Origin of the sequence: Desertimonas flava (genome assembly GCF_003426815.1) — a bacterium.
Taxonomy (GTDB): Bacteria; Actinomycetota; Acidimicrobiia; order Acidimicrobiales; family Ilumatobacteraceae; genus Desertimonas; species Desertimonas flava.
This window is the reverse complement of sequence record NZ_QKYK01000012.1, coordinates 76339-98333: the sequence shown is the minus strand read 5'-3', so window position 1 is coordinate 98333 and position 21995 is coordinate 76339. Positions and strand designations below refer to the sequence as shown.

21 protein-coding genes are annotated in these 21995 nt (G+C 70.6%); 16 read left to right on the top strand and 5 right to left on the bottom strand.

From position 1 onward, the window contains the following. Positions 1-81 precede the first annotated feature (81 nt). The 6 genes from fbaA to DN771_RS15345 all read left to right on the top strand — a co-directional run bounded on the left by fbaA (position 82) and on the right by DN771_RS15345 (position 6704). Positions 82-1173 (top strand): class II fructose-bisphosphate aldolase, encoded by a 1092-nt coding sequence (gene fbaA, locus DN771_RS15370; RefSeq protein WP_116998424.1) that lies wholly within the window; start codon positions 82-84, stop codon positions 1171-1173. Positions 1174-1284: 111 nt separating this feature from the next. Beyond that, positions 1285-2406, top strand: coding sequence for a sulfate ABC transporter substrate-binding protein (locus DN771_RS15365; protein ID WP_205528612.1), 1122 nt, complete (start codon positions 1285-1287; stop codon positions 2404-2406). A 46-nt stretch (positions 2407-2452) separates the two neighbouring features. After that, positions 2453-3334, top strand: a complete 882-nt coding sequence (gene cysT, locus DN771_RS15360; protein ID WP_116998423.1) for a sulfate ABC transporter permease subunit CysT — start codon at positions 2453-2455, stop codon at positions 3332-3334. Between the two features lies 1 nt (position 3335). After that, positions 3336-4190, top strand: coding sequence for a sulfate ABC transporter permease (locus tag DN771_RS15355; RefSeq protein WP_420810930.1), 855 nt, complete (start codon positions 3336-3338; stop codon positions 4188-4190). Positions 4191-4308: 118 nt separating this feature from the next. Further along, entirely contained in the window at positions 4309-5325 is a 1017-nt protein-coding gene (locus tag DN771_RS15350) for a sulfate/molybdate ABC transporter ATP-binding protein (protein WP_116998422.1), read from the top strand. Positions 5326-5348: 23 nt separating this feature from the next. Further along, positions 5349-6704 carry a peptidoglycan-binding protein gene (locus tag DN771_RS15345; RefSeq protein ID WP_116998421.1) on the top strand — a complete coding sequence of 452 codons (1356 nt, stop codon included), beginning with the start codon at positions 5349-5351 and terminating at the stop codon, positions 6702-6704. Between the two features lie 673 nt (positions 6705-7377). Here the strand turns inward: DN771_RS15345 and DN771_RS15340 are convergent. Further along, positions 7378-8559, bottom strand: a complete 1182-nt coding sequence (locus DN771_RS15340) for a DUF1015 family protein (protein WP_116998420.1) — start codon at positions 8557-8559, stop codon at positions 7378-7380. 34 nt (positions 8560-8593) lie between these two features. Here DN771_RS15340 and DN771_RS15335 point away from each other — a divergent pair, with 34 nt between their 5' ends. From DN771_RS15335 to recN, 5 genes are all read left to right on the top strand, one after another. Then, positions 8594-9421, top strand: a complete 828-nt coding sequence (locus DN771_RS15335) for an HAD-IIA family hydrolase (RefSeq protein WP_116998419.1) — start codon at positions 8594-8596, stop codon at positions 9419-9421. A gap of 10 nt (positions 9422-9431) precedes the next feature. Next, a complete protein-coding gene (locus tag DN771_RS30080) occupies positions 9432-9914 on the top strand; it encodes a hypothetical protein (protein WP_193615374.1) in 483 nt (160 codons plus the stop codon). Between the two features lie 71 nt (positions 9915-9985). Further along, positions 9986-10765: a TlyA family RNA methyltransferase gene (locus tag DN771_RS15325; protein WP_162941993.1), complete on the top strand. Its 780-nt coding sequence runs from the start codon at positions 9986-9988 to the stop codon at positions 10763-10765. Further along, positions 10762-11622 carry an NAD(+)/NADH kinase gene (locus DN771_RS15320; RefSeq protein ID WP_162941992.1) on the top strand — a complete coding sequence of 287 codons (861 nt, stop codon included), beginning with the start codon at positions 10762-10764 and terminating at the stop codon, positions 11620-11622. Before DN771_RS15325 ends, DN771_RS15320 begins: the two co-directional genes overlap by 4 nt. Before the next feature lie 159 nt (positions 11623-11781). Next, positions 11782-13380, top strand: a complete 1599-nt coding sequence (gene recN, locus DN771_RS15315; protein WP_116998416.1) for a DNA repair protein RecN — start codon at positions 11782-11784, stop codon at positions 13378-13380. Positions 13381-13460: 80 nt separating this feature from the next. On the opposite strand, the gene DN771_RS15310 is transcribed toward recN, so the two are convergent. Continuing rightward, the gene (locus DN771_RS15310; RefSeq protein ID WP_205528610.1) at positions 13461-14141 is read right to left on the bottom strand and encodes a carboxymuconolactone decarboxylase family protein; all 681 of its coding nucleotides are present in this window, start codon (positions 14139-14141) and stop codon (positions 13461-13463) included. Positions 14142-14353: 212 nt separating this feature from the next. Between DN771_RS15310 and DN771_RS15305 the strand changes: the two genes are divergently transcribed. From DN771_RS15305 to DN771_RS15290, 4 genes are read left to right on the top strand one after another with little or no spacing between them, the layout of a single operon-like run. Next, on the top strand, positions 14354-16006 hold the full coding sequence (locus DN771_RS15305; protein WP_116998415.1) for a CTP synthase: 1653 nt from the start codon (positions 14354-14356) through the stop codon (positions 16004-16006). Then, on the top strand, positions 16003-16572 hold the full coding sequence (locus DN771_RS15300) for an NUDIX hydrolase (protein ID WP_116998414.1): 570 nt from the start codon (positions 16003-16005) through the stop codon (positions 16570-16572). Before DN771_RS15305 ends, DN771_RS15300 begins: the two co-directional genes overlap by 4 nt. Continuing rightward, positions 16572-17495, top strand: a complete 924-nt coding sequence (locus tag DN771_RS15295; RefSeq protein WP_205528609.1) for a site-specific tyrosine recombinase — start codon at positions 16572-16574, stop codon at positions 17493-17495. Before DN771_RS15300 ends, DN771_RS15295 begins: the two co-directional genes overlap by 1 nt. A gap of 13 nt (positions 17496-17508) precedes the next feature. After that, positions 17509-17973 carry an HD domain-containing protein gene (locus DN771_RS15290; protein ID WP_116998412.1) on the top strand — a complete coding sequence of 155 codons (465 nt, stop codon included), beginning with the start codon at positions 17509-17511 and terminating at the stop codon, positions 17971-17973. A 67-nt stretch (positions 17974-18040) separates the two neighbouring features. Here DN771_RS15290 and DN771_RS15285 read toward each other — a convergent pair whose 3' ends face one another. The 3 genes from DN771_RS15285 to trpS all read right to left on the bottom strand — a co-directional run bounded on the left by DN771_RS15285 (position 18041) and on the right by trpS (position 21131). Beyond that, positions 18041-18784 carry a hypothetical protein gene (locus tag DN771_RS15285; protein WP_116998411.1) on the bottom strand — a complete coding sequence of 248 codons (744 nt, stop codon included), beginning with the start codon at positions 18782-18784 and terminating at the stop codon, positions 18041-18043. Positions 18785-18832: 48 nt separating this feature from the next. Beyond that, on the bottom strand, positions 18833-20083 hold the full coding sequence (locus DN771_RS15280; RefSeq protein WP_276113778.1) for an MATE family efflux transporter: 1251 nt from the start codon (positions 20081-20083) through the stop codon (positions 18833-18835). Between the two features lie 61 nt (positions 20084-20144). Continuing rightward, positions 20145-21131, bottom strand: coding sequence for a tryptophan--tRNA ligase (gene trpS / locus DN771_RS15275; RefSeq protein WP_227462367.1), 987 nt, complete (start codon positions 21129-21131; stop codon positions 20145-20147). Between the two features lie 70 nt (positions 21132-21201). Here trpS and DN771_RS15270 point away from each other — a divergent pair, with 70 nt between their 5' ends. Beyond that, positions 21202-21978 carry a segregation and condensation protein A gene (locus tag DN771_RS15270; RefSeq protein ID WP_116998408.1) on the top strand — a complete coding sequence of 259 codons (777 nt, stop codon included), beginning with the start codon at positions 21202-21204 and terminating at the stop codon, positions 21976-21978. The last annotated feature ends 17 nt before the right edge of the window (positions 21979-21995 follow it).

The window sequence follows — 21995 nt, the reverse complement described above, 5'->3', positions numbered from 1 at the left end:
ATCCCCGACGATTCCTGTACCGCATTCGTCGCGAAATCGCGACGAATGACGCCTGAGAATCGGGTTTGTAGGATCGGGGGCATGACCGCAGTTCGCAACGACTTTGCTCCCGGCGTCGTCACCGGGGGTGACGTCAAGGACATCTTCGCCCTCGCCAAGGCCAACCAGTTCGCCCTCCCGGCGGCCAACTGCACGGGCTCCAACACGATGAACGGGGTGATGGAGACGGCGGCGAAGATCAACTCGCCGGTGATCATCCAGTTCTCGTACACCGGGGCCCAGTTCGTCGGCGGCAAGGGGCTCGCCGTCAACGGCGTGAAGGGCGATCAGGCGTCCATCGTCGGCGCCATCGCCGGTGCCGCCCACGTGAACGCCCTGGCTGCGGCGTACGGCGCCCGTGTTATCCTCCACACCGACCACTGCTCGAAGGACAAGCTCGGCTGGATCGACGGCCTGCTCGACGCCGGCGAGGAGTACTTCGCCGAGCATGGCCGTCCGCTGTTCTCGTCGCACATGCTCGACCTGTCCGAGGAGTCGCTCGAGGAGAACGTCGAGATCTCCAAGCGCTACCTGCAACGCATGGAGAAGCTGGGCATGACGCTCGAGATCGAGCTGGGCATCACCGGCGGTGAAGAGGACGGCGTCGACAACAGCCATCGTGACCAGAGCGACCTGTACTCGAAGCCCGAAGAGGTCGACTACGCCTACACCGAGCTGAGTGCGATCAGCGACCGGTTCACCATCGCTGCAGCGTTCGGCAACGTGCACGGCGTGTACAAGCCGGGCAACGTCAAGCTCACGCCGTCGATCCTCGGCGACAGCCAGAAGTACATCGCCGCCAAGCACCCCGGCGTCGGCGACAAGCCGGTCGACTTCGTGTTCCACGGCGGCTCCGGCTCCAGCGCCGCCGAGATCGCCGAGGCGCTCAGCTACGGCGTGGTGAAGATGAACATCGACACCGACCTCCAGTGGGCCCTGTGGGACGGAATCCGGGCCTTCGAGGCCGAGAAGCACGACTACCTCCAGGGCCAGATCGGCAACCCCGAGGGCGAGGACAAGCCGAACAAGAAGATCTACGACCCTCGGGTCTGGCTGCGGGCGGGGGAGGAGAGCTTCGTCAAGCGTCTCGAGCTCGCCTTCGCCGAGCTGAACAACGTCGGCACGCTGGCCTGACGTCGGTAACAGATGGTGCCTGGCACCATCTGTTACCGCGCGCGTTCCCCGACCGAGAAATCTGATCGGGAAAGTCGACAATGAACATGGCGGTCGCTAATCTCGACCGTCGTGGTCAGAATTACCCGCACCCCGCTGGTCGTCGCCGCGGCGATTGCCGCCGTCGGCGCCTCGCTCGCCGCTCCGGCCCTGGCGTCGACCGAGCCCGAGACCACCGACGGCGCATCCGGCACCGAGTCCGTCGAGGCGACGTACCCGCCGAACACGGCTGACGAGGTGGCGGCCGAGTCCGGCGAGCCCGTCACGCTCGACCTCGTCGGCTTCGCCGTCCCCGAGGCGGGTAACGAGGCCGCCCAGGCCGCCTTCGCCGAGACCCCCGAGGGCGCGGGCGTCGAGTGGCTCACGTCGTACGGAGCCTCGGGCGACCAGAGCCGCGCCGTGGCCGACGGCAAGGCCGCCGACTACGTCCACTTCTCGCAGTCCGGCGACGTCACGCGGCTCGTCGACGCCGGCCTCGTGGCGGAGACCTGGGACGACGGGCCCAACCACGGCATCGCCACCGACTCGGTCGTCGTGCTCGTCGTCCGCCCCGGGAACCCCGAGGGCATCGAGGGCTGGGACGACCTCATCGGCGAGGGCATCGAGATCGTCACGCCCAACCCCGGCTCGTCGGGAGCGGCGCGCTGGAACATCCTCGCCGGGTGGGGCGCGGTGACCGCCAACGGCGGCACCGAGGAGGACGCGGCCGCGTACTTCGCCGACTTCTTCGCCAACGTCGTGGCCCTGCCCGGCAGCGGTCGCGAAGCGACGACGGCGTTCCTCGAGGGCACGGGTGACGTGCTCATCTCCTACGAGAACGAGGCCATCCTCGCCCGCCAGAACGGCGCCGAGATCGACTACGTCGTGCCGTCGACGACGCTGCTCATCGAGAATCCGGCCGCCGTGCTGATCGACGCCGACCCGCACGCCCAGGCCTACCTCAACTTCGTGCTCAGCCCCGAGGGCCAGGCCGCCTTCGCCACCGTCGGTTTCCGCCCGATCGACGGCACCCTCCCGCACGACGAGGTCACCGGCATCGAGGGCGCCAACGATCCCGACAACCCCTTCCCTGCGCCCGAGACGCTGCTGACGATCGACGGCGACTTCGGCGGATGGTCCGAGGCCGGCGCTAAGTACTTCAACGAGGACGACGGCATCATCACGCTGATCCAGCAGGAGGCCGGCCGCACGTGACGCGAACACGTGGCCAGCAGCCGGCCTCGCCGGCGGAGGCAGCGAGATGACCGTGGTCGACTTCGAGTCGGCTGCCGCCGCGGGCGACGCTTCCCCCCAGCGTCGCCCGCTGGCGCGCGCCCGCAGGGCGATCGGGCGGTCGACCACGCTCACGCCCGCGTCGGGTCTCGGTCTCGGCGTGGCGGTGCTGTGGTTGAGCGTCCTCGTGCTCATCCCGCTCTGTGCCGTCGTGGTCGAGGCGTCGGCGGGTGGCTGGTCGGAGTTCTGGAACACGATCACCAACGTCCAGACGGCGGCGGCGATCCGGATGACGCTGATGCAGGCGTTCCTCGTCACCCTCGTCAACGTCGTCATGGGGACGCTGATCGCGTGGGTGCTGGTGCGTGACGACTTCTTCGGCAAGCGGGCCCTGGAGATCCTCATCGACATCCCCTTCGCCCTACCGACGATCGTCGCCGGGCTCGTGCTGCTCACCCTCTACGGGCCGAAGAGCCCGATGGGACTCGACGTTGCGTTCACCCGTCCGGCGATCTTCCTCGCCTTCCTGTTCGTCACCCTGCCGTTCGTGGTCCGGACCGTGCAGCCGGTGCTCGCCGAGCTCGACCCCGACGCCGAGGAGGCGGCAGCGTCGCTCGGTGCGAGCCGCTTCACGGTGTTCCGGCGCATCATCCTGCCCAGCCTCGTGCCGGCGATCAGCGCCGGTGCGGCGATGTCGTTCGCCCGGGCCATCAGCGAGTACGGCTCGCTCGTGCTGCTCTCCGGCAACAAGCCGCTGCGGACCGAGGTGACGTCGGTGCGCATCCTCACCTACATCGAGAACGGCAACATGGCCGCGGCCGCTGCGGTCGCGTCGGTGCTCCTGTTCATCGCCCTCGTCGTCATCGTCGCCCTCGACCTGCTCCAACGCCGGGTGGCCCGCCGTGGCTGAGGTGATCGCGCCGCCGCGCCGCACCACGCGGCGGAAGAGCTCCACCAGGTGGGTGTTCCGGGTGCTCGCCATCGGCTACCTGTTCCTGCTCGTGGCGTGGCCGGTGAGCCTCGTCGCCAAGGAGACCTTCGCCGACGGCTTCCAGTCGCTCGGCGACGCGTTCAGCGACCCCGACGTCACCAGCGCCCTCTGGCTCACCGCGCGCATCGCCCTGCTCGCCGTGCTGATCAACACCGTGTTCGGTGTCGGCGTCTCGATCCTGCTCGTCCGCTACCGGTTCCCGGGCCGGCGCCTGCTCAGTGCGTTCGTCGATCTGCCGCTGTCGGTCTCGCCCGTGGTCGTCGGCCTGTCGCTGATGCTGGTCTACGGCGGGCGCAACGGATGGTTCGGGCCGTGGCTCGAGGACCACGCCTTCCAGGTGGTCTTCGCCGTCCCGGCGATGGTGATGGCGACGTCGTTCGTGTCGCTCCCGCTGGTGATCCGCGAGGTCGTCCCCGTGCTGCACGAGGTCGGTACCGACCAGGAGCAGGCGGCCAAGAGCCTCGGCGCCAGCGCGCCGCAGACGTTCTGGCGTATCACGCTGCCGGCCATCAAATGGGCGGTGGTCTACGGCGTCGTGCTCAGCCTGGCCCGCTCGCTCGGCGAGTTCGGCGCCGTCAAGGTGGTCTCGGGCAACGTGGCCGGCCGCACCCAGACGGCGACGCTGGTCGTCGACGACAAGTACCGCAACTTCGCCCAGCCCGAGGCGTACGCCATGTCCTTCGTGCTCGCCGCCGTGTCGGTGGTGTGCATCATCGTCGTTTCCCTCCTGCGGCCGAACCACAGCGGCCGCACGACATCGAAGGGATCGGCATGATCCCAGTTCAGCGAGCGCCAGCGAGCGTCCTGGGGTTCGAGCGGTCAAGCCGAGGGAGGAGCTTGCTCCGACCGAGGCGTTCAAGCGGCCTGCGTGGCCGGGGAACGCAGAGGAAACAGTGAGTATCGAAGTTCGCAACATCTCCAAGTACTTCGGGTCGTTCGTCGCGCTCGACAACGTCTCGGTGAGCATCCCCACCGGACAGCTCACGGCGCTGCTCGGCCCGAGCGGCGGCGGCAAGTCGACCCTGCTCAGGGTGATCGCCGGGCTCGAGACGTCCGACGCCGGCATCGTGGAGATCGAAGGCGTGGACGCCACGTCGCTCGCGCCGCAGAAGCGCAACGTCGGCTTCGTGTTCCAGCACTACGCAGCGTTCAAGCACATGACCGTGGCCAAGAACGTGGCGTTCGGGCTGGAGATCCGCCGCAAGCCGAAGGACGAGATCCGCGACCGGGTGCAGCAGTTGCTCGAACTGGTGCACCTGGAGAACTTCGCCGATCGCCTGCCCTCGCAGCTGTCGGGCGGTCAACGCCAGCGCATGGCGCTCGCCCGGGCGCTGGCCATCGAGCCCAAGGTGCTGCTCCTCGACGAGCCGTTCGGTGCGCTCGACGCCAAGGTGCGCAAAGAGCTGCGTGACTGGCTCCGCCGCCTCCACGACGAGGTGCACGTGACCACGGTGTTCGTCACCCACGACCAGGAAGAGGCGCTCGAGGTGGCCGACGAGATCGTCGTGATCAACGACGGGCGCATCGAGCAGGTGGGGACTCCCGACGAGTTGTACGACGCCCCGGCCAACGACTTCGTGATGAGCTTCCTCGGACCCGTCACGTCGCTCCACGGGCAGCTCGTCCGGCCCCACGACCTGGTGATCGAGCGGAGGCCGTCGGCAGGAGCGGCACTCGGCGCGATCAGGCGTCTCGTCCGCGTCGGCTTCGAGGTCCGTGTCGACATCCAGGTGGATGGGGCCGGTGACGCCCCCGTTCAGGTGATCGTCACGCGGGCCGAGGCTCGGCATCTCGGCCTGGAGGTCGGCGACGAGGTGTGGGTCACCCCGACACCGGGCGCGGTGCTCGTGGAGCGCACGTCGGCGACGGTGCCGGCCGACACTGTCGGCGCCACCCTGGTCGGCGCCTGACCGCGCCTGACATACTGGCGGCTATGCCTTCACCCCACCGGCGCGGAGCGCGCCCCTCGATCGGTCGGCGGGTGGGCGCCGTCGCCATGGCCATCGCATCGCTGTCGGCGGTGTTCGTGGCGGCGGGAACGGCTGGGTCTCCGGTCGCGTCGGCTGCCTGTTCGATCTCCGCCAACCTCGGCCTCGGATCGACCGGGCCGGCCGTGCAGTGCCTCCAGCAGACGCTGAACGCGCAAGGCTTCAACTCGGGGCCCGTCGACGGCAAGTTCGGGTCGGTGACCTACCGGGCCGTGCGTTCCTACCAGCAGGCCAAGGGGCTGTACGTCGACGGCATCGTCGGCCGCCAGACCGGCTCGGCGCTCGGCATCTGGGGCACCGGCGGATCCACCGGTGGCAGCACAGGGGGCGGATCGACCGGTGGGTCGTCCGGTGGCGGTGGCGCGCCGGCACCAGCGGGATGCACGATCAGCTCGTCGCTGCGAGTCGGCTCGTCGGGCGCGCCGGTGCGTTGTCTCCAGCAGGCGTTGGCCGCGAACGGCTACTCCCCGGGTCCGGTCGACGGGGCGTTCGGCAGCCAGACGCGCGGCGCCGTGGTGCGCTTCCAACAGGCCAAGGGCCTGTACGTCGACGGGATCGCCGGCCGCCAGACCGGCACGGCGCTTGGCATCTGGGGGTCGGGCGGTTCCACGGGAGGCGGCTCCACCGGTGGCGGCACGAGCGGTGGGGGAGCCACGTGCACGCCGCCCGAATCCGGCCTGCCGGCCGGCGCTCGCCAGGTGGTCGTCGTCACGGCCAGCGGCACTCGCGCCGACGTCGACCTGTACGTCCACAACGGCTCGGCGTGGACGTGTGCCCGGTCCAACATGAGCGGCCGCGTCGGTCGCAGCGGCGTCACCCCGCTCGCCAATCGCCGTTCCGGCGACGGTTCGACGCCCGGTGGTGTGTTCCCGCTCGGCTCGATGACCGCTCCTGACGGCCAGACGTTCCAGTTCTTCGGCAACGGCGTCAACCCGGGTGTGCACGGCACGTGGCGCCAGGTCCGCAACGGCGACTGCTGGGTGGCCACGCCGAACACGGCGGCGTACAACACGCTCGTCACCCGCACGGCGGCTACGTGCACCGGTGACGACGAGTTCCTGATCAACTACCAGAACGCCTACTCGCGTGCGGCGATCATCGGGGCCAACCTCGGGCCCAACCGCTCGGGCGACCAGGCCGGCGAGCCTCCGCTGGCCGCGGCGATCTTCCTCCATCGCCACAGCTACGACGCGGCGGGCAACAGCAAGCCCACGGCCGGCTGCGTCTCGCTGAACAACAACGACCTCGTCGCCGTCCTCCAGGCCCTCGTGCCCGGCCAGGCCTTTTTCGTCATTCGCTGAAAGGGGGGAGAGCAAGCTCTCCCCTTTCGAACCCCCGCTCGATGCAGCCGTAGTCGGCCGGCAGAGCCCGGCCGCCTACGGCGCCCTTGTCGGACCGGTGGGTCAGGGACAGGTGTGATCGCTGTGCTGCGGCACGATTGTCTGCTCCTGAAGCTGGAGTGCCGTCGTCGGACGCCGGCACCTTGTCGGTGCGACGGGACGGTTTGGGTCGCCGGTTGCGGTTGCCGCACTCTCCGTCACCCACTTCGGGGTCTCGACGCCGGCGCGGCTCGCGGGGATGTTTCGGGGGCTGGATCGTGACGGTTTTCGTCACGATCCAGCCCTCGATCACCGAATGGCACGATCGAGCCCCAGAATCTCGACGTGGTCCAGCTTCCACCCGGCCACTGACGTCGATCACCTCACCTTCGGAGCAGGAGCCGCCACCGGCGACACAGCCCAACCTGCGGCCAGCAGAAGACGAGACAGGCGCGACGGCCCCGCCGAAGTGCCGACCCAGCGCGCTCCCAGAGCGCCACCCCGTACGCACTTCCACCGTTCACAACCCACGAAAGCGACAGGAGCGCCGCAAAGTCCGGCCGCCTACGGCGCCGAAGCATTCTCCAGCGTCATCTCAACTCGCACTCCGATGTCGCAGCCCCACGTCGGAGCTGCCCAAGCCGGCGCGCGGACCTCAGGTCTGAGAGAGGGGGCGGATGACGAAGCCGGTGCGCAGCTTTGGCGTGAAGAAGGTCGACTTCGGGGGCATGAGGACGCCCTCTCGTGCCGTGCGCTCGATCTCGGCCACGCTGACCGGCCGGATGAGCACCGCGGCCGCGGCGCGGCCCGACTCGACGGCTGCGGTCACCTCGGCGAGGCCGTGCTGATAGTCGACGACGGCGGGGCTGCCCGCTAGCGCGTGTTCGAGCCACGCGCCGTCGATGGCCCGCACGCCGTCGAACGCGGCGGGTTTGGCGTCGAGACGCTGCGCGCCTTCGGGCGTGATCAGCACGAGGAACCCTTCGGCGACCATCGCGGCCAGCGTGGCCGGCGTCGGATCGTCGATCGGCGTGAGGTCGAACGACCCGGCGAGGGTCGCCGCCAGCTCGTCGGCCGTGACCCCGGTGTAGATGCGGTGGATCGCCTCGACGCTGAGCTGCTCGGCGACGAGCTCGCCGATGAACGCCAAGGTCTGCTCGGCCGGCGTGTCGGAGTGGCCGGTCGTCGCCCGCACCTCGTCGCGGTAGGTGCGCGAGATGCTGTACCGGTGGTGGCCGTCGGCGATCAGCACGTCGTGCGGCGCCACGTGATCCCGGATCGCCGCCACCCGCTCCGGATCCGACACCCGCTCGACGATGTGGCGGACGCCGTCGACCATCACCTCGCCGACCGGCTCGCCCGGCTCGGCGAGTAGCTCGCTGAGGCCGGCCGCCAGCGACAGACCCCACACCGGTGACAGGTTGGCCGACGTCGCCCGGGTGAGGTCGAAGCGATCGGTGGACGCCTTGGGCGTGGTGCGCTCGTGGGGCAGCACACCGCCGGCTCCGACGTCGACCACCTCGAGCCCGCCGAGCACGCCGACCAGGGCCCGGTCGGCACCGGTCGCGTCGGTGAACAGCATTCGGTAGATCGTGAACGACGGCTCGTCGTCGGCCACGAGCACGCCGTCATCCACCCAACCGGCGAGCACCCTCGCGGCGTTCTCGTAGCGCTCGTCGCCGCCGGCCGGCACGTCGACGTGGACGATGTTGCTCGGACTCCGCGCCGCCAGCTCGGCGACGTCGTCGGGGGACAAGACGTCGTAGGGCGGAGCGATGAGATCGTCGAGATCGGACGCGGCGTAGCGGAGGGCACGGAAGGGCTCGAAGCGCGGCACACGTTCAGATTGGCACGCCACTACCTTGACCGCCATGTCAGTGGCGACCGGGTCTCCGGTTCACACGGTGCTGTGCGACCTCGACGGCGTGGTGTGGTTGGCCGGTGTGCCGATCCCCGGTTCGGTCGAGGCGATCGACAAGCTGCGGGCGGCGGGACGACGGGTGGTCTTCGTGACGAACTCGTCAGCCCCGACGATCGCCGAACACACCGCGGCCCTCGCCGCTGTGGGCATCGAGGCGTCGGGTGACGTGATCTCGTCGGCGACGGCTGCCGCCGCGCTGGTGTCGCCAGGCGAGCGTGTGCTCGTGTGCGGCGGTGCCGGCGTACACGAGGCGGTGCTGTCGGCCGGTGCGGTGTCGATCGACGGTTCCGACGAGGCGGGGGCGGCCGACGGCGTCGATGCCGTCGTCGTCGGGCTCCATCGCACGTTCGACTACGAGCGGCTGCGCATCGCCGTCGCCGCGCTGCAGCGTGGTGCCCGGTTCATCGCGTGCAACCGGGACCCGCTGTTCCCGACTCCTGCGGGCCGCGTACCCGGGGCCGGTGCGATCGTCGCGGCGCTCGCCGCGTCGGCGCAACGTGAGCCCGAGGTGGCGGGCAAGCCGCATCGCGCCGCCGCGGAGGCGGTGGCCGCGCATCTCGGCATTTCCCTCGACGACGACGCCGCGTTCATCAGGGGTCTCGTGATGGTGGGCGATCAGGTCAGCACCGACGGCCTCTTCGCCGAGTTGCTCGCCTGCCGTTTCGCGCTGGTCCGGACCGGCAACACGGCGCCGGCGGCGGCGATCGAGATGGATGCCGCGTTCGACGGATTCGACCTGAGCGCGGTCGCGAGCGCGATGCTTGCTACTGGCGAGTAACCTTGGGGCCATGGCCAAGAATCCGATTCAGAAGCTGATCGACACCGGTCTCCAGGCGACCGAAGATCAGCGCGCCCAGGCCGAGAAGGCCGTCAAGCACCTCGTCCAGGCCGGTGAGGTTCGCCGGGGCGAGGCCGAGAAGGTGATCGGCGCCCTGATCGAGCGCGGCAAGGAGACGTCGGCGGCGATCGCCGAGGTCGTCCAGCGCGAGGTCGCCAAGCAGATCGGCTGGCTTGCCGGCCGCGTCGACGACGTCGAGGAGCAGTTGGAGGCGGTCGTCGGCCGCATCGCCGGCGGCAAGCCGGCCAAGCCGGCAGCCCCCGCTGCGCCGGCCCCGGCTGCGAAGAAGACCGCTGCGAAGAAGACCGCTGCGAAGAAGACCGCTGCCAAGAAGACCGCGGCGAAGAAGACGGCTGCCAAGAAGGCGCCGGCGAAGAAGGCCGCTGCCAAGAAGGCACCGGCCAAGAAGGCGGCCGCCGCCAAGAAGGCCTGAGCCGAACCTGACGGGATGTGCCCGGCACGTCCCGTCGTCGCACGTTCGGCTTCGTCGGGCAGACTGCACGGATGGCCGCTCGCCGCCGCCTCGATCTCGAGCTCGTCGCCTCCGGGGCGGCGCCCAGCCGGGCCGCAGCCACCGACCTGATCGCCGCCGGGCGCGTCCACGTGAACGGTGCCGTGGCCGACAAGCCGGCCCGGCTCGTCGCCCCGTCCGACAACGTGCTCGTCGCCGGCCCACCGGCGCGGTTCGTCGGCCGCGGTGGCGAGAAGCTCGACGCCGCGCTGTCCCACTTCGGCGTCGAGGTCACCGGTGCCCGTTACCTCGACTGTGGCGCCTCCACCGGCGGGTTCACCGATTGCCTGCTCCAGCGCGGCGCCGCCCACGTCGTGGCCCTCGACGTCGGCCACGGCCAGCTGCACCCGAAGTTGCGCGACGACAATCGGGTGACCGTGCTCGAGCGGACGAACATGCGCACCACCGACGCCGCGGCCATCGGCGGTCCGGTGGACGGCGTCGTGGTCGACGTGTCGTTCATCTCGCTCACGGCGATCATCCCGGCGCTCGTCGGCGTGTGCAAGCCTGGGGCCACCATGGTGATGCTCGTCAAACCGCAGTTCGAGGCCGGTCGGGCCGAGGTCAGCAAGGGCCGGGGCATCATCACCGACCCCGCGGTGCACGAGCGGGTGCAGGCCGAGGTGGGCGCCGCGCTCGAGGCTGCCGGCTGCCACGTCCAGGGATGGAGCGAGTCGCCGATCAAGGGCGGCGAGGGCAACGTCGAGTTCCTCGTCCACGCGACGGCGCCGACCTCGGGACCCACTGCAGCCGGCGACGGGGCACGCCGATGACGCGCGTCGCCGTCTGCGCCCATCACGAGCGGCCCGAGGTGGTCGAGCTCATCGAGGGCCTCATGAAGTGGCTCGCCGACAACGGTCACGAGGGCTGGGTGATCGACGACGACGGCGACGAGCTCGGGCTTGCCCACCTGGCCGCCGACCGACCGCTCGCCGACGCCGACTTGGTGATCTCGCTGGGCGGCGACGGGACGATGCTGCGAGCGGTCGGAGCGCTGGAGGGTGCCGCCGTTCCGTTGCTCGGGGTCAACCTCGGTCAGCTCGGCTACCTCACCGAGGTCGAACCGGCCGACCTGAACGACGCAGTCGCCCGCTTCGTGGCCGGTAGCGAGGCCGGCGGGTGGCACCTCGACGAGCGGTTGATGCTGCACATCGACGTGTTGCGTGGCGGGGAGCGGCGCGGCACGTGGCGGGCCCTCAACGAGGTGGTCGTCGAGCGCTCGGCCGCCGGGCACACCGTGCGGCTGATCGCCCGCATCGACGGCGAGCCGTTCACGAGCTACGCCGCCGACGGCCTGATCGTCTCCACGCCCACCGGATCGACGGCCTATTCGCTGTCGGCGCGCGGCCCGATCGTGTCGCCCCGCCACCGGGCGCTGCTGCTCACCCCCGTGTCGCCGCACATGCTGTTCGACCGCACGCTGGTGCTCGACCCGTCCGAGGTGGTCGACATCGAGGTGGCCGGGCACCGCCGAGCCGAGGTGTGCGTGGACGGACGGGTGGTGATCACGGCGGACGCCGGCGACGTGGTGAGCTGCCGGCCGGCCGAGGCGACGGCGCGGTTCGTCCGCTTCGGGCCGTACCGGTACCACCAGATCCTCAAGTCCAAATTCGGTCTCGCCGACCGCTGAGCTCCGCCGACATCGACACGCGGCGGCAACAGTCACCCACGCGCGCCGCACGGTCTCCGAGATAGTGCCTGGCACTATCTCGGAGGGCGGCGGCGGCGAGAACCCGCCACGCGGCCCGCTACCGTCCCCCGTGATGCGACACGAGGACGGGAACCCGGTGTGCTGACCGAACTCCACATCGAGAACCTGGGCGTGATCGAGCGGACCGACCTGGTGCTCGGACCAGGGCTGACGGCGATCACCGGCGAGACGGGCGCGGGCAAGACGATGCTCGTCGAGGCCCTCGACCTCGTCGTCGGCGGCCGGGCCGAGTCGATCGTGGTGCGGCATGGCGCGGCCGAGGCGCGCGTCGATGCCCGCTTCGTCTGCGGTGACCACGAAGTGGTGCTGTCCCGGGTCGTCCCGGCCGAGGGGCGGTCGCGGGCCTACGTCGACGGCCGCCCGGCCACCGTGGCCGCCCTGGCCGATGCGGCAGCCGACCTCGTCGATCTGCACGGCCAGCACGCCCATCAACGGCTACTGTCGCCGGCCAGCCAGCGCGAGGCGCTCGATGCCTTCGGTGGCGTCGACCTCGCTCCGTTGCGGGCGGCCCGGGCCCGCGTCACCGAGATCGAGGCCGAGCTGGCGACGCTCGGCGGCGACGAGCGGACGCGGTCTCGGCAACTCGACGTGGCTCGCTACCAGCTGGCCGAGCTGGACGCCGCCGACATCAGCGATCCGGACGAGGACACAACGCTCGAGGCCGCCGAGGACACGCTGGCGGGAGCCGTCGAGCACAAGGAGACGGGGGCGATCGCCCACGAGGCGCTCACGGGCGATGGTGGCGGTCGCGACGCGCTGGCGGCGGCGGCAGCGGCGATCGCCGGCCGCGCGCCCTACCGGGAGTACGCCGATCGTCTGGCCGACGTGCTCGCCGAGCTCGACGACCTCGCCGCCGGTATCCGCGACACCGCCGAGTCGATCGACGAAGACCCCGAGCGGCTCGAAGCCGTCCGGCAACGCCGCCAGCTCCTGCACGACATGCAGCGCAAGTACGGCGACGACCTCGCCGAGGTGATGCAGTATCACCGCGAGGTGGCCGAGCGGGTGGACGAGCTGGAGCGGTTCGACGAACGCGCTGAGGCGCTGGACACCGCCCGGCGCGAGGCGTTGGCGGAGGTGGGTGCCGCCGCTCGGGCGGTGCGGGCCCAGCGCCAGGCGGCCGCGCCTGAACTTGGCACGGCGATCACCGAACGCCTTGCCGACCTGGCGATGCCGAATGCCGTCGTCGAGGTCACGGTGGCCGACTCCGGGGCGGGCGACGACGTGACGTTCCTGCTGGCGGCGAACCCCGGCACGCCGCCCTTGCCGTTCACCAAGATCGCATCGGGGGGCGAACTGGCCCGCACGATGCTCGCCCTCCGCCTCGTGATGATCGGTCACGAGTTGCCCGCCCAGCCGGGCAGCGGGGTGGTCGCGACGCTCGTGTTCGACGAGGTGGACGCCGGCATCGGTGGCGGGGCGGCCACCGCCGTGGGCCGCGCCCTGGCCGAGGTCGGGGCGGCGTTCCAGGTCCTGGTCGTCACCCACCTCCCCCAGGTGGCCGCGGCGGCCGACACCCAGATCTCCGTGGAGAAGCGCGTCGCCGACGGGGCGACGACAACGTCGGCCACCGTGATCGACGGCCGCCGTCGCGTCAGCGAGATTGCTCGGATGCTGTCGGGAGACGAGGGTGGCGCGGCCGCGGAACGCCACGCCCGCCAGCTCCTCGCCCGCTGATGGTCCTGCTCGTGGGGTGGTCGCCCGTCCCGGCCGGCGGATGGTGAGGGCGGTGGCGGCCGGCGGGGACGGGGCGGCGATCAGACGCCCGGCACACGAGTCGACCTCGGCGGGTCGATGTCCGGGGTGCGGCCGTATGTGACCGCGTTGCGGACCGGATGGGGAGCGAACTGGGCGATCGCCGCATCGGGCCGCCCGCCGAGCGCACTGTTGACGGTGCTGAACGCCATACGAAGCGCGGCGAACGCGGTGACGGCGAAGATCGCCGTGTCGCCGAACCCGGCCTGCCGGAGCTCGTCGACGTCGGGCCCGCTCGTGCCGTTCGGCGTCGCCACGACCCGCCGCGCCCAGCGCGCCAGGGCGGCGTCGGGCTCGTCGAGGTGGTCGTCGATGCCTCGCAGGACCTCGCCGGCCACGTGGGGTCCGACGTGGCGGGCGAGCCGGGTACCCCACGCCAGGGAGCCGGACGCGTCCGCCCGGGCCGCGGCGGTGGTGGTGCCGATGATGGCGCACTGACGCTGGGTGAGACCCCCGGCACCGGCCAGCGTGTCCAGCAGGGTGCGGACGGCGGTGTCGGCTGCCGGCACGTGTGCCCAGAGGCGGATGGGCGTCGTCACGTATCCATGGCGGTCGACATCGGCGGCGAACATCTGGTCGGCGCCGGGGGAGGGGGGAGCGGGGCGGAGGAACCCGCCCGTGGCCGGATCGGCGGTGCACGTGGAGACGGTGTCGTCGGGGGCCGATCCGGTGAGCGAGGGCATGCAGGCGACGGTACGGAACGACGAGACCACGCGGCATCGGTGCCGCCACCCATTCCTCGCGATCCGGCGGCCACCGGTGATGTCGGTTGACGCGTAGCTGCCGGCACAGCACACCGCGCAGCAACGGGGTGTGACACGCGGTTCCCCACGCGGTCCCTCGCGGCGCGGTAGGATGATGTCCCGTCGTGATTCGAGACGGGAGGCGCACGCCGATGCCAAAGCACATCTTCGTGACGGGTGGGGTTGCAAGTTCGCTGGGCAAGGGGCTGACCGCCTCGTCGCTGGGCCGGTTGCTCAAGCTGCGGGGCCTGCGGGTGACGATGCAGAAGCTCGACCCGTACATCAACGTCGACCCCGGCACGATGAACCCCTACGAGCACGGTGAGGTCTTCGTCACCGACGACGGCGGCGAGACCGACTTGGACCTCGGCCACTACGAGCGCTTCACCGACGAGAACCTCACGCGCAACTCGAACGCCACGACCGGCTCGATCTACCAGGCCGTGCTCGCCGCCGAGCGCCGCGGCGACTACCTCGGCAAGACGGTCCAGGTGATCCCGCACATCACCGACGAGATCAAGCGCCGCATCTCGCGCATCGCCACCGACGACATCGACGTCGTGATCACCGAGGTCGGCGGCACAGTCGGCGACATCGAGATCCTCCCGTTCCTCGAAGCGATCCGTCAGTTCCGCAAGGAGGCCGGTCGCGACAACGTGTGCTACGTGCACGTCACGCTGGTGCCGTTCATCGGGCCGTCGGGGGAGCAGAAGACCAAGCCGACGCAGCACTCCGTCACCGAGCTGCGCAGCCGAGGCATCCAGCCCGACCTCATCGTGTGCCGGAGCGAGGAGCCGCTCTCCGACGACCTCAAGGTGAAGATCTCCAACCTCTGTGACGTCGACGCCAAGGCCGTGGTCAACGCCGCCGACGCCCGCAACATCTACGAGCTGCCGCTGATCCTCCACGACGAGGGGCTCGACGACGTGGCGTGCGAGGTGCTGCGGATCGACACCGACGCCTACCCGTTGGATCTCGGGCCGTGGGAGTCGGTCGTGCAGCTCGTCGAGTCGGCCACGCGGCCGGTCCGCATCGGCCTGATCGGCAAGTACGTCCAGCTCCCCGATGCCTATCTGTCGGTCGTCGAATCGTTGAAGCACGCCGGGTTCCACCACGGCGCGGCGGTCGAGATCGACTGGATCCAGGCCGAGGAGGTCGAAGGTTTGCTCGCCGACGGGCGACTCGCCGACCTCGACGGCATGGTGATTCCGGGCGGGTTCGGCGCCCGGGGCGTCGAAGGCAAGATCGCCGCCGCCCGGTATGCCCGCGAGGAGCTGCTCCCGTGCCTGGGGCTCTGCCTCGGCCTGCAGACGATGACGATCGAGTTCGCCCGCAACGTCGTCGGCCTCACGGGCGCCAACTCCACCGAGTTCGACCCGACGACGCCGCATCCCGTCATCGACCTGATGCACGACCAGCGCGACGTGTCCGACAAGGGCGGCACGATGCGGCTCGGCGCCTACTACGCCGTGCTCGAGCCCGGCACCAAGGTGGCCGCGGCGTACGGCGAGCAGGTGGTCAGCGAGCGGCATCGCCACCGTTGGGAGTTCAACGCCAACTACCGGGCCCGGCTCGCCGAGCACGGGTTCGTCTGCTCGGGCACGTCGCCCGACCGCCGCCTCGTCGAGTTCATCGAGCTGGCCGACCACCCGTTCTGGGTCGGCACCCAGGCCCACCCCGAGTTCAAGAGCCGCCCCGACCGGCCGCACCCGCTCTTCCGCGAGCTGATCGCCCACGCCCTCACGTTCCGTGAGCAGCGCCTCGGCGCCGGCGTCCCCCACGCCGTGTCTGCCGGCGTGTCGTGAGCGGCTTCCGCCAGGTCGACGAACGCGAGATCTGGTCGGGATTCGTCTACCGCCTCGTCGCCGGCACCTTCGAGTCGCCGAGCGGTGACCGGTTCGAGCGCTTCGTCTTCCGAACGTCGGGGGCGGTGTCGGTCGTCCCGATCGTGTACGCCGCGGACGACGCTGCCCGCGAGGAACCGCGGGTGGTGCTCATCTCGCAGTACCGGGCGGCCCACGACGAGATCGTCGTCGAGATCCCGGCCGGCGTGCGCGACGTCGAGGGCGAGGCGGACGAGGACAATGCCCGGCGCGAGCTCGTCGAGGAGGTCGGGCTGATCGCCGGCCGCATCGAACCACTCGGCACGATCTATCCGAGCGCCGGCATGACCGATTCGACCAACTCCATCTTTCTCGCCACCGAGCTGACGCCCACCGCGGCCAGCCCTCACGGCCCCGAGGAGCGCCACAGCGAGGTGTTCGACATCCCGCTGCGCGAGGCGATCGAGTGGATCGAGTCGGGCCGCATCGTCGATGCCAAGTCGGTCGTCGGCATCCTCCTCGCCGAACGGCGCCTCCGGGGCGGATGATGGTCCCCATCGAGGTCGAGGAGTTCCTCGCCTGGATGGTGTCCGAGCGCGGACGGGCGGCCAACACCGTCGCCGCCTACCGGCGCGACCTCACGGGGTACACCGAGTGGCTCGACGAGCGGGGTCTGGCGCTCGACTCGGTGGAACCCGACGACCTGATCGAGTTCGTCGACGCCCGGCGCAAGGCGGGCCTGGCACCGTCGTCGGTCGCCCGGCAGCTGGCGGCGATCCGCATGCTCCACCGGCACCTCGTGCTCGAAGGCGAGCGCAGCGACGACCCGACCGCCGACCTGGAGGGCGTGAAGGTGCCGTCGGGGATCCCCAAACCGCTCAGCGAGGCCGAGGTCACGGCGTTGCTCGACGCGGTGACGGGCAACGATCCGGTGGCGCGCCGCGATCGCGCCCTCCTCGAGCTGCTCTACGGCACCGGCGCGCGCATCTCGGAGGTGTGCGGCCTGTCGATGGGCGACATCGACTTCGACGGCCAGCTCGTCCGCCTGTTCGGCAAAGGGTCGAAGGAGCGGATCGTGCCGTTCGGACGCACGGCCGCCGCTGCGCTCGACGCGTGGTTCGGTCCCGGGGGTCGCGTCGATCTGGCCCCGGTCCAGTGGCGTCATCGCGACGATGCCCAGGCGGTGTTCCTCAACACCCGGGGTGCCCGGCTGACCAGACAGGCGGCGTGGGCATTGATCAAGAAGTACGGCAAGCGCGCCCGGCTCGACCCTCTGCACGCACTGTCGCCGCACGTCCTGCGGCACAGCTGCGCCACGCACATGCTCGATCACGGTGCCGACCTGCGCGTGGTCCAGGAGATGCTCGGCCATGCCTCGATCTCGACCACGCAGGTGTACACCAAGGTGAGCCAGGAGCGCCTGTGGCAGGTGTACCGCGAGGCCCACCCGCGGGCCCGGATGGCCTCGTGAGCGCGGGACTGCCATGACCGAGCCCAACCGTTCCAGCCTCGGCCACCTGGCCCGACGCTTCGCCACCTCGCTGTCGCGGCGGCCGCCGTCGGCCGACGACGACGCGTGGGTCGGCAGCCAGCTCGGCGCGGGCGAGCTGGCCCTGTGGGCGTCGATGCCGGTCGCCGATCGGCGTCACTCGATCGAGGTCGCCCGGCGGTTGGTGGCGTCCCGGCCGTCGGCGGTGCGGGACGAGGTCGCCGCCGCCCTGCTGCACGACGTCGGCAAGGTGCGCAGCGGGCTCGGCACGTTCGGCCGCGTGGTGGCCACGGTGGCGGGGCCACGCACCCGCCGCTTCCGGCTGTACCACGATCACGAGGCGATGGGGGCCGAGCTGGCGGCGGCTGCCGGCTCGTCGGCGCTCACCATCGCCCTCATCGGCGGCGGCGGTCCGCCCGATGCCGCCTCTGCCCTCCAGGCCGCCGACGACTCGATCTGACCTGCGGGGTTGTGAACACTCTCTGCAACGTGTGCGGGGCGTGAACACGACCCGCACAGGGGCTCGGCTACGCCAGGCGGTCGCGCGCTGTCGTCAGCCAGGCCTGGGCGATGGCCTCGTCGATTGGGTCTCCGTCGTACTCGGTGGAGAGCCCGAGGGCCCCCGAGTACTCGCTGTCGGCTCCTTCGACCTGGAACAGCTCGGCGTAGCCCTCGGGGATGCCATCGATGTCCAGCGGCTCCGACAGCAGGGCGAACACCACGAGTGGGCGGATGTCATCGTCGGCCGCGTCGCTCGTCGTGTCCGAAGGGTCGCTCGTCGTGTCCGGAGCGTCGCCGGTGGTCGCCGGCTCGGACTCGGCGCCGGGGCCGGGGCCGGTGGAGTCGGTCGCGATCTCGAGCGCGTCCTCGCTGTCGGCCGGCACGTAGCCGCACGAGTACCCGATCCCGCCACCGCCGAGATTGACCAGGCCGCTGTTCTCGGCGATGGCCAACTCCCCGTCGAGGCCGAGCACTGCGGCGACCTCCTCGGGGGTGCCGAAGACGAACGAGCAGAAGGCGGCATCCTTCTCGGCGCTCTGGTCGCTGTTCTCGGGGAAGTACAGGCGTCCCTGGTCGTCGAACCAGGTGCCCTCCTGCAGGACCTCCGGCGCCACGCCTCCCGGGACGTCGAACTCTGAGGCCGCGCCCACGCTCGTGTCGGTCGGAGGCTGCGGTTCGGTCGCCGAGGCGACCGCTGCGGATCCGAGCATCGTGAGCATGGCGACACCGGCGAGGGCGGGGCCGCGACGAAGGGGCATGAGTGGGCGCATGTCCCGGACGGTAGCCCTCCCGGGCGCTCGCATCCGGTCACGGCGCAGTCACGTCCCGAACAGTCGACGCGCTCTCATGATGTTCACGATGGCCCGCAGCACCATCCAGGTGGCGATGGCGAGCCAGATCGCCGTGATGCCGGCATCGGTGAGGAGGATGACGGCGCCGATCGGCACGAGGGCGGCGAGGTAGGCGAACGACGCCCGCCCCAAGAAGCGGTAGTCGCCGGCGCCGATGAGGGCACCGTCGGTGGCGTAGGCGATGCCGCCGGGCAGCAGCACGACGAGGCCGAGGATGGCGAGCGCTGCGGAGGCCCGGGAGATCACGGCCCCGTCACCGGTGAAGGCGCGCGGGAGCAGGGGAGCGGTGGCGGCGATCGCGGCACCGGCGAGCGCCGCACACCACACCGTCAAGCGGACGACCCGCCGGTTGATGCCGGCGGCCGAGGCAGGGTCGTCGCGCCCGAGCGAGTCGGCGACGAGCGTCTGGGCCGGGATCGCCAGGGCGTCGAGGGCGAGAGCGACGAACGTCAGGATGCTGGCCACGATCTGGTGGGCGCCGAGGGTGGCGTCGTCGGTGCGGGATGCGAGTGACGTGGCGCCCACGAGCACGACGAGCATCGACGCCGACCTGAGGATCAGGTGTCGGCCTGCGGTGACGAGGGGTCGCATGCCGTGCCAACTCGGCCGCCGATGCTCGGCCGGACGGAGGTGGCGGCGGATCACCACCACGAACGCAGCGGCGGCGAGGACCTGGGCGATCACCGTGGACCAGGCCGAGCCGGGCACGCCGAGATCGAGCCCGAACACCATCACCACCTCGAGCACAGCGTTGACCGCATTGGAGGCGAGCAGGATGACCATCGGCGTGCGGTAGTCGGACACGCCTCGTTGCACACCCTGGGCGCACAGCATGAACACCACCGCCGGGACGGCCACCGCCGAGATCCGCAGATACGTCGCCGCGTGGCCGAGCACGTCGTCGGAGCCGCCGAGGGCGACCGCCAGCGGCCGCGCGCCCAGCCCCACGGCAACGGCGATCGGGACGCTGACGATCGCACCGAGCCAGATCGCCTGCACGCCGACGTCGGCGGCGGCCGCCGCCTGACCGGCGCCGACGCGACGGGCGACGCGCTCGGTGGTGCCGTAGGTGAGGAACGTGCAGGCGCTGACGACCAGCGACAGCACCGTGGCCGAGAGGGCCAGCCCGCCCAGCTGGGCGGTGCCGAGGCGGCCGACGATCGCCGTGTCGACGAGCACGTAGAGCGGCTCGACCGCCAGGCTGCCGAGGGCCGGGATGGCGAGCGCGACGATGCGCCGGTCGATCGGGTTCAGGAGGCTCGACCCGTCAGGCGCTGACTCAGCAGGAAACGAGTCCGACCGCGTCGTAGGCGCGCTTCAGCGTGGCCGAGGCGATCTCGCGGGCCTTGCCCGACCCCTTCCGCAACAGGTCCGCCAGTTCGGCCCGGTCGGTGAGCAGTTCGTTGGCCCGCTCGCGGATCGGTCGCAGACGCTCGACCACCTCTTCACCCGCCGCCGTCTTGAGCGGCCCGTACTGGGTGAACTCGGCCGCCACGGCCTCGGCGGTCGTGTCGCGGACGGCGGCGAGGATGTCGAGGAGATTGCTGACGCCCGGCTTGTTCGCCCGGTCGTAGCGGACCTCGTTGTCGGAGTCGGTGACCGCCCGCTTGAACTTGCGCATGATCACGTCGGGCTCGTCGAGCAGGTAGACGATGCCGCTGTCGGTGGCGGACGACTTCGACATCTTCGACGTCGGATCCTGCAGGTCCATCACCCGGGCGCCGGCCTTGGGGGTGACGGCTTCGGGGAGCACGAACACGTCGCCGAAGCGATGGTTGAAGCGGACGGCGATCTCTCGCGTGATCTCCACGTGCTGTCGCTGATCGTCCCCGATGGGCACCTCGTTGGCGTCGTAGAGGAGAATGTCGGCGGCCTGCAGGGCCGGGTACGTGAACAGACCGGCCGAGATGAAGTCGCCCTGGCGCTTCGAGGACTTGTCCTTGAACTGCGTCATGCGCGACAGCTCGCCGAAGCTGACGTTGCACTCCATCAGCCACGCCAGCTGCGAGTGCTCGGGTACGTGGCTCTGCACGAAGATCGTGGCCACGTCGGGGTCGAGGCCGACGGCGAAGAAGATCGCCGCCAGCTCGATGGTGCGCTGGCCGACGACGTCGGGCACGTCCATGACGGTGAGGGCGTGGAGGTCGACGATCCCGTGGAAGACGTCGCGGTCGTGCTGACCGGTGACCCAGTTCCGCAGCGCACCCAGGTAACTCCCGAGATGGACGTCGCCCGTGGGCTGCATGCAGGAAAGGACTCTGGTCACGGCACTCAACGCTACTGGGGGTCGCGCGGTCCGTGCGGTCCGTGTTTCACCGGTGTAGTTTGGGTCCGGCATGGCGATCGACGTCGCGACACCCGTCTACGAGGGTCCGTTCGACCTGCTCCTCCAGCTGATCCTGGCCGAGGAGGTCGACCTCTACGAGGTCAATCTGGCGCGGATCGTCGACGCCTACCTGGCCGAGATCGAGAGGATGCAGTCCCTCGACCTCGACGTCGCCACGGAGTTCCTGCTCATCGCCGCCACGCTGGTCGAGCTCAAGGCCCGCCGGTTGCTGCCGGGCCGGGCCGACGTCGATCTCGACGAGGAGTTCGCCCTGTGGGAGGAGCGCGACCTGCTCCTGGCCCGCCTGCTCGAGTGCAAGACCTTCAAGGACGTCGCCGCCGTGTTCGGCACGCTCACCGACATGGCCGGCCGGAGCGCGCCGCGCGAGGTCGGACCCGACGAGCGGTTCGCCGACGTCGCCCCCGACCTGCTGGCCGGCGTCACCCCGCAACGCCTCCACGACGCCGCCGTCCGGGCCCTCACGCCCAAGCCGGTGCCGCGCATCGACCTGTTCCACGTGGCCCCCGTGCGGGTCAGCGTGGCCGACGCCGTCGCCGAGCTCATCGACGAGCTGCCGCGGGTCGGACGCATCTCGTTCCGGCGGCTCACCGCCGACCTGGGCGAACGGCTCGACGTGATCGTCCGGTTCCTGGCCGTCCTCGAGATGTTCAAGCAGGGATTGGTCGAACTGGATCAACCGGTGCATTTCGGTGATATCCAGGTGGAATGGATTGGTGGCGACCCCGCCGAGGCGATGGCATTGGCCGTCGACTCCTACGAAGGCTGACGAGAGGAAGGGGGCGA

What these genes read in the sequence shown, in the direction of transcription:
- fbaA (WP_116998424.1), top strand. Translation starts at nt 82, where the DNA reads ATGACCGCAGTTCGCAACGACTTTGCTCCCGGCGTCGTCACCGGGGGT.
- DN771_RS15345 (WP_116998421.1), top strand. Translation starts at nt 5,349, where the DNA reads ATGCCTTCACCCCACCGGCGCGGAGCGCGCCCCTCGATCGGTCGGCGG.
- DN771_RS15335 (WP_116998419.1), top strand. Translation starts at nt 8,594, where the DNA reads ATGTCAGTGGCGACCGGGTCTCCGGTTCACACGGTGCTGTGCGACCTC.
- cysT (WP_116998423.1), top strand. Translation starts at nt 2,453, where the DNA reads ATGACCGTGGTCGACTTCGAGTCGGCTGCCGCCGCGGGCGACGCTTCC.
- DN771_RS15285 (WP_116998411.1), bottom strand. Translation starts at nt 18,784, where the DNA reads ATGCGCCCACTCATGCCCCTTCGTCGCGGCCCCGCCCTCGCCGGTGTC.
- DN771_RS15310 (WP_205528610.1), bottom strand. Translation starts at nt 14,141, where the DNA reads ATGCCCTCGCTCACCGGATCGGCCCCCGACGACACCGTCTCCACGTGC.
- DN771_RS15270 (WP_116998408.1), top strand. Translation starts at nt 21,202, where the DNA reads ATGGCGATCGACGTCGCGACACCCGTCTACGAGGGTCCGTTCGACCTG.
- DN771_RS15320 (WP_162941992.1), top strand. Translation starts at nt 10,762, where the DNA reads ATGACGCGCGTCGCCGTCTGCGCCCATCACGAGCGGCCCGAGGTGGTC.
- DN771_RS15305 (WP_116998415.1), top strand. Translation starts at nt 14,354, where the DNA reads ATGCCAAAGCACATCTTCGTGACGGGTGGGGTTGCAAGTTCGCTGGGC.
- DN771_RS15290 (WP_116998412.1), top strand. Translation starts at nt 17,509, where the DNA reads ATGACCGAGCCCAACCGTTCCAGCCTCGGCCACCTGGCCCGACGCTTC.
- DN771_RS15325 (WP_162941993.1), top strand. Translation starts at nt 9,986, where the DNA reads ATGGCCGCTCGCCGCCGCCTCGATCTCGAGCTCGTCGCCTCCGGGGCG.
- DN771_RS15295 (WP_205528609.1), top strand. Translation starts at nt 16,572, where the DNA reads ATGGTCCCCATCGAGGTCGAGGAGTTCCTCGCCTGGATGGTGTCCGAG.
- DN771_RS30080 (WP_193615374.1), top strand. Translation starts at nt 9,432, where the DNA reads ATGGCCAAGAATCCGATTCAGAAGCTGATCGACACCGGTCTCCAGGCG.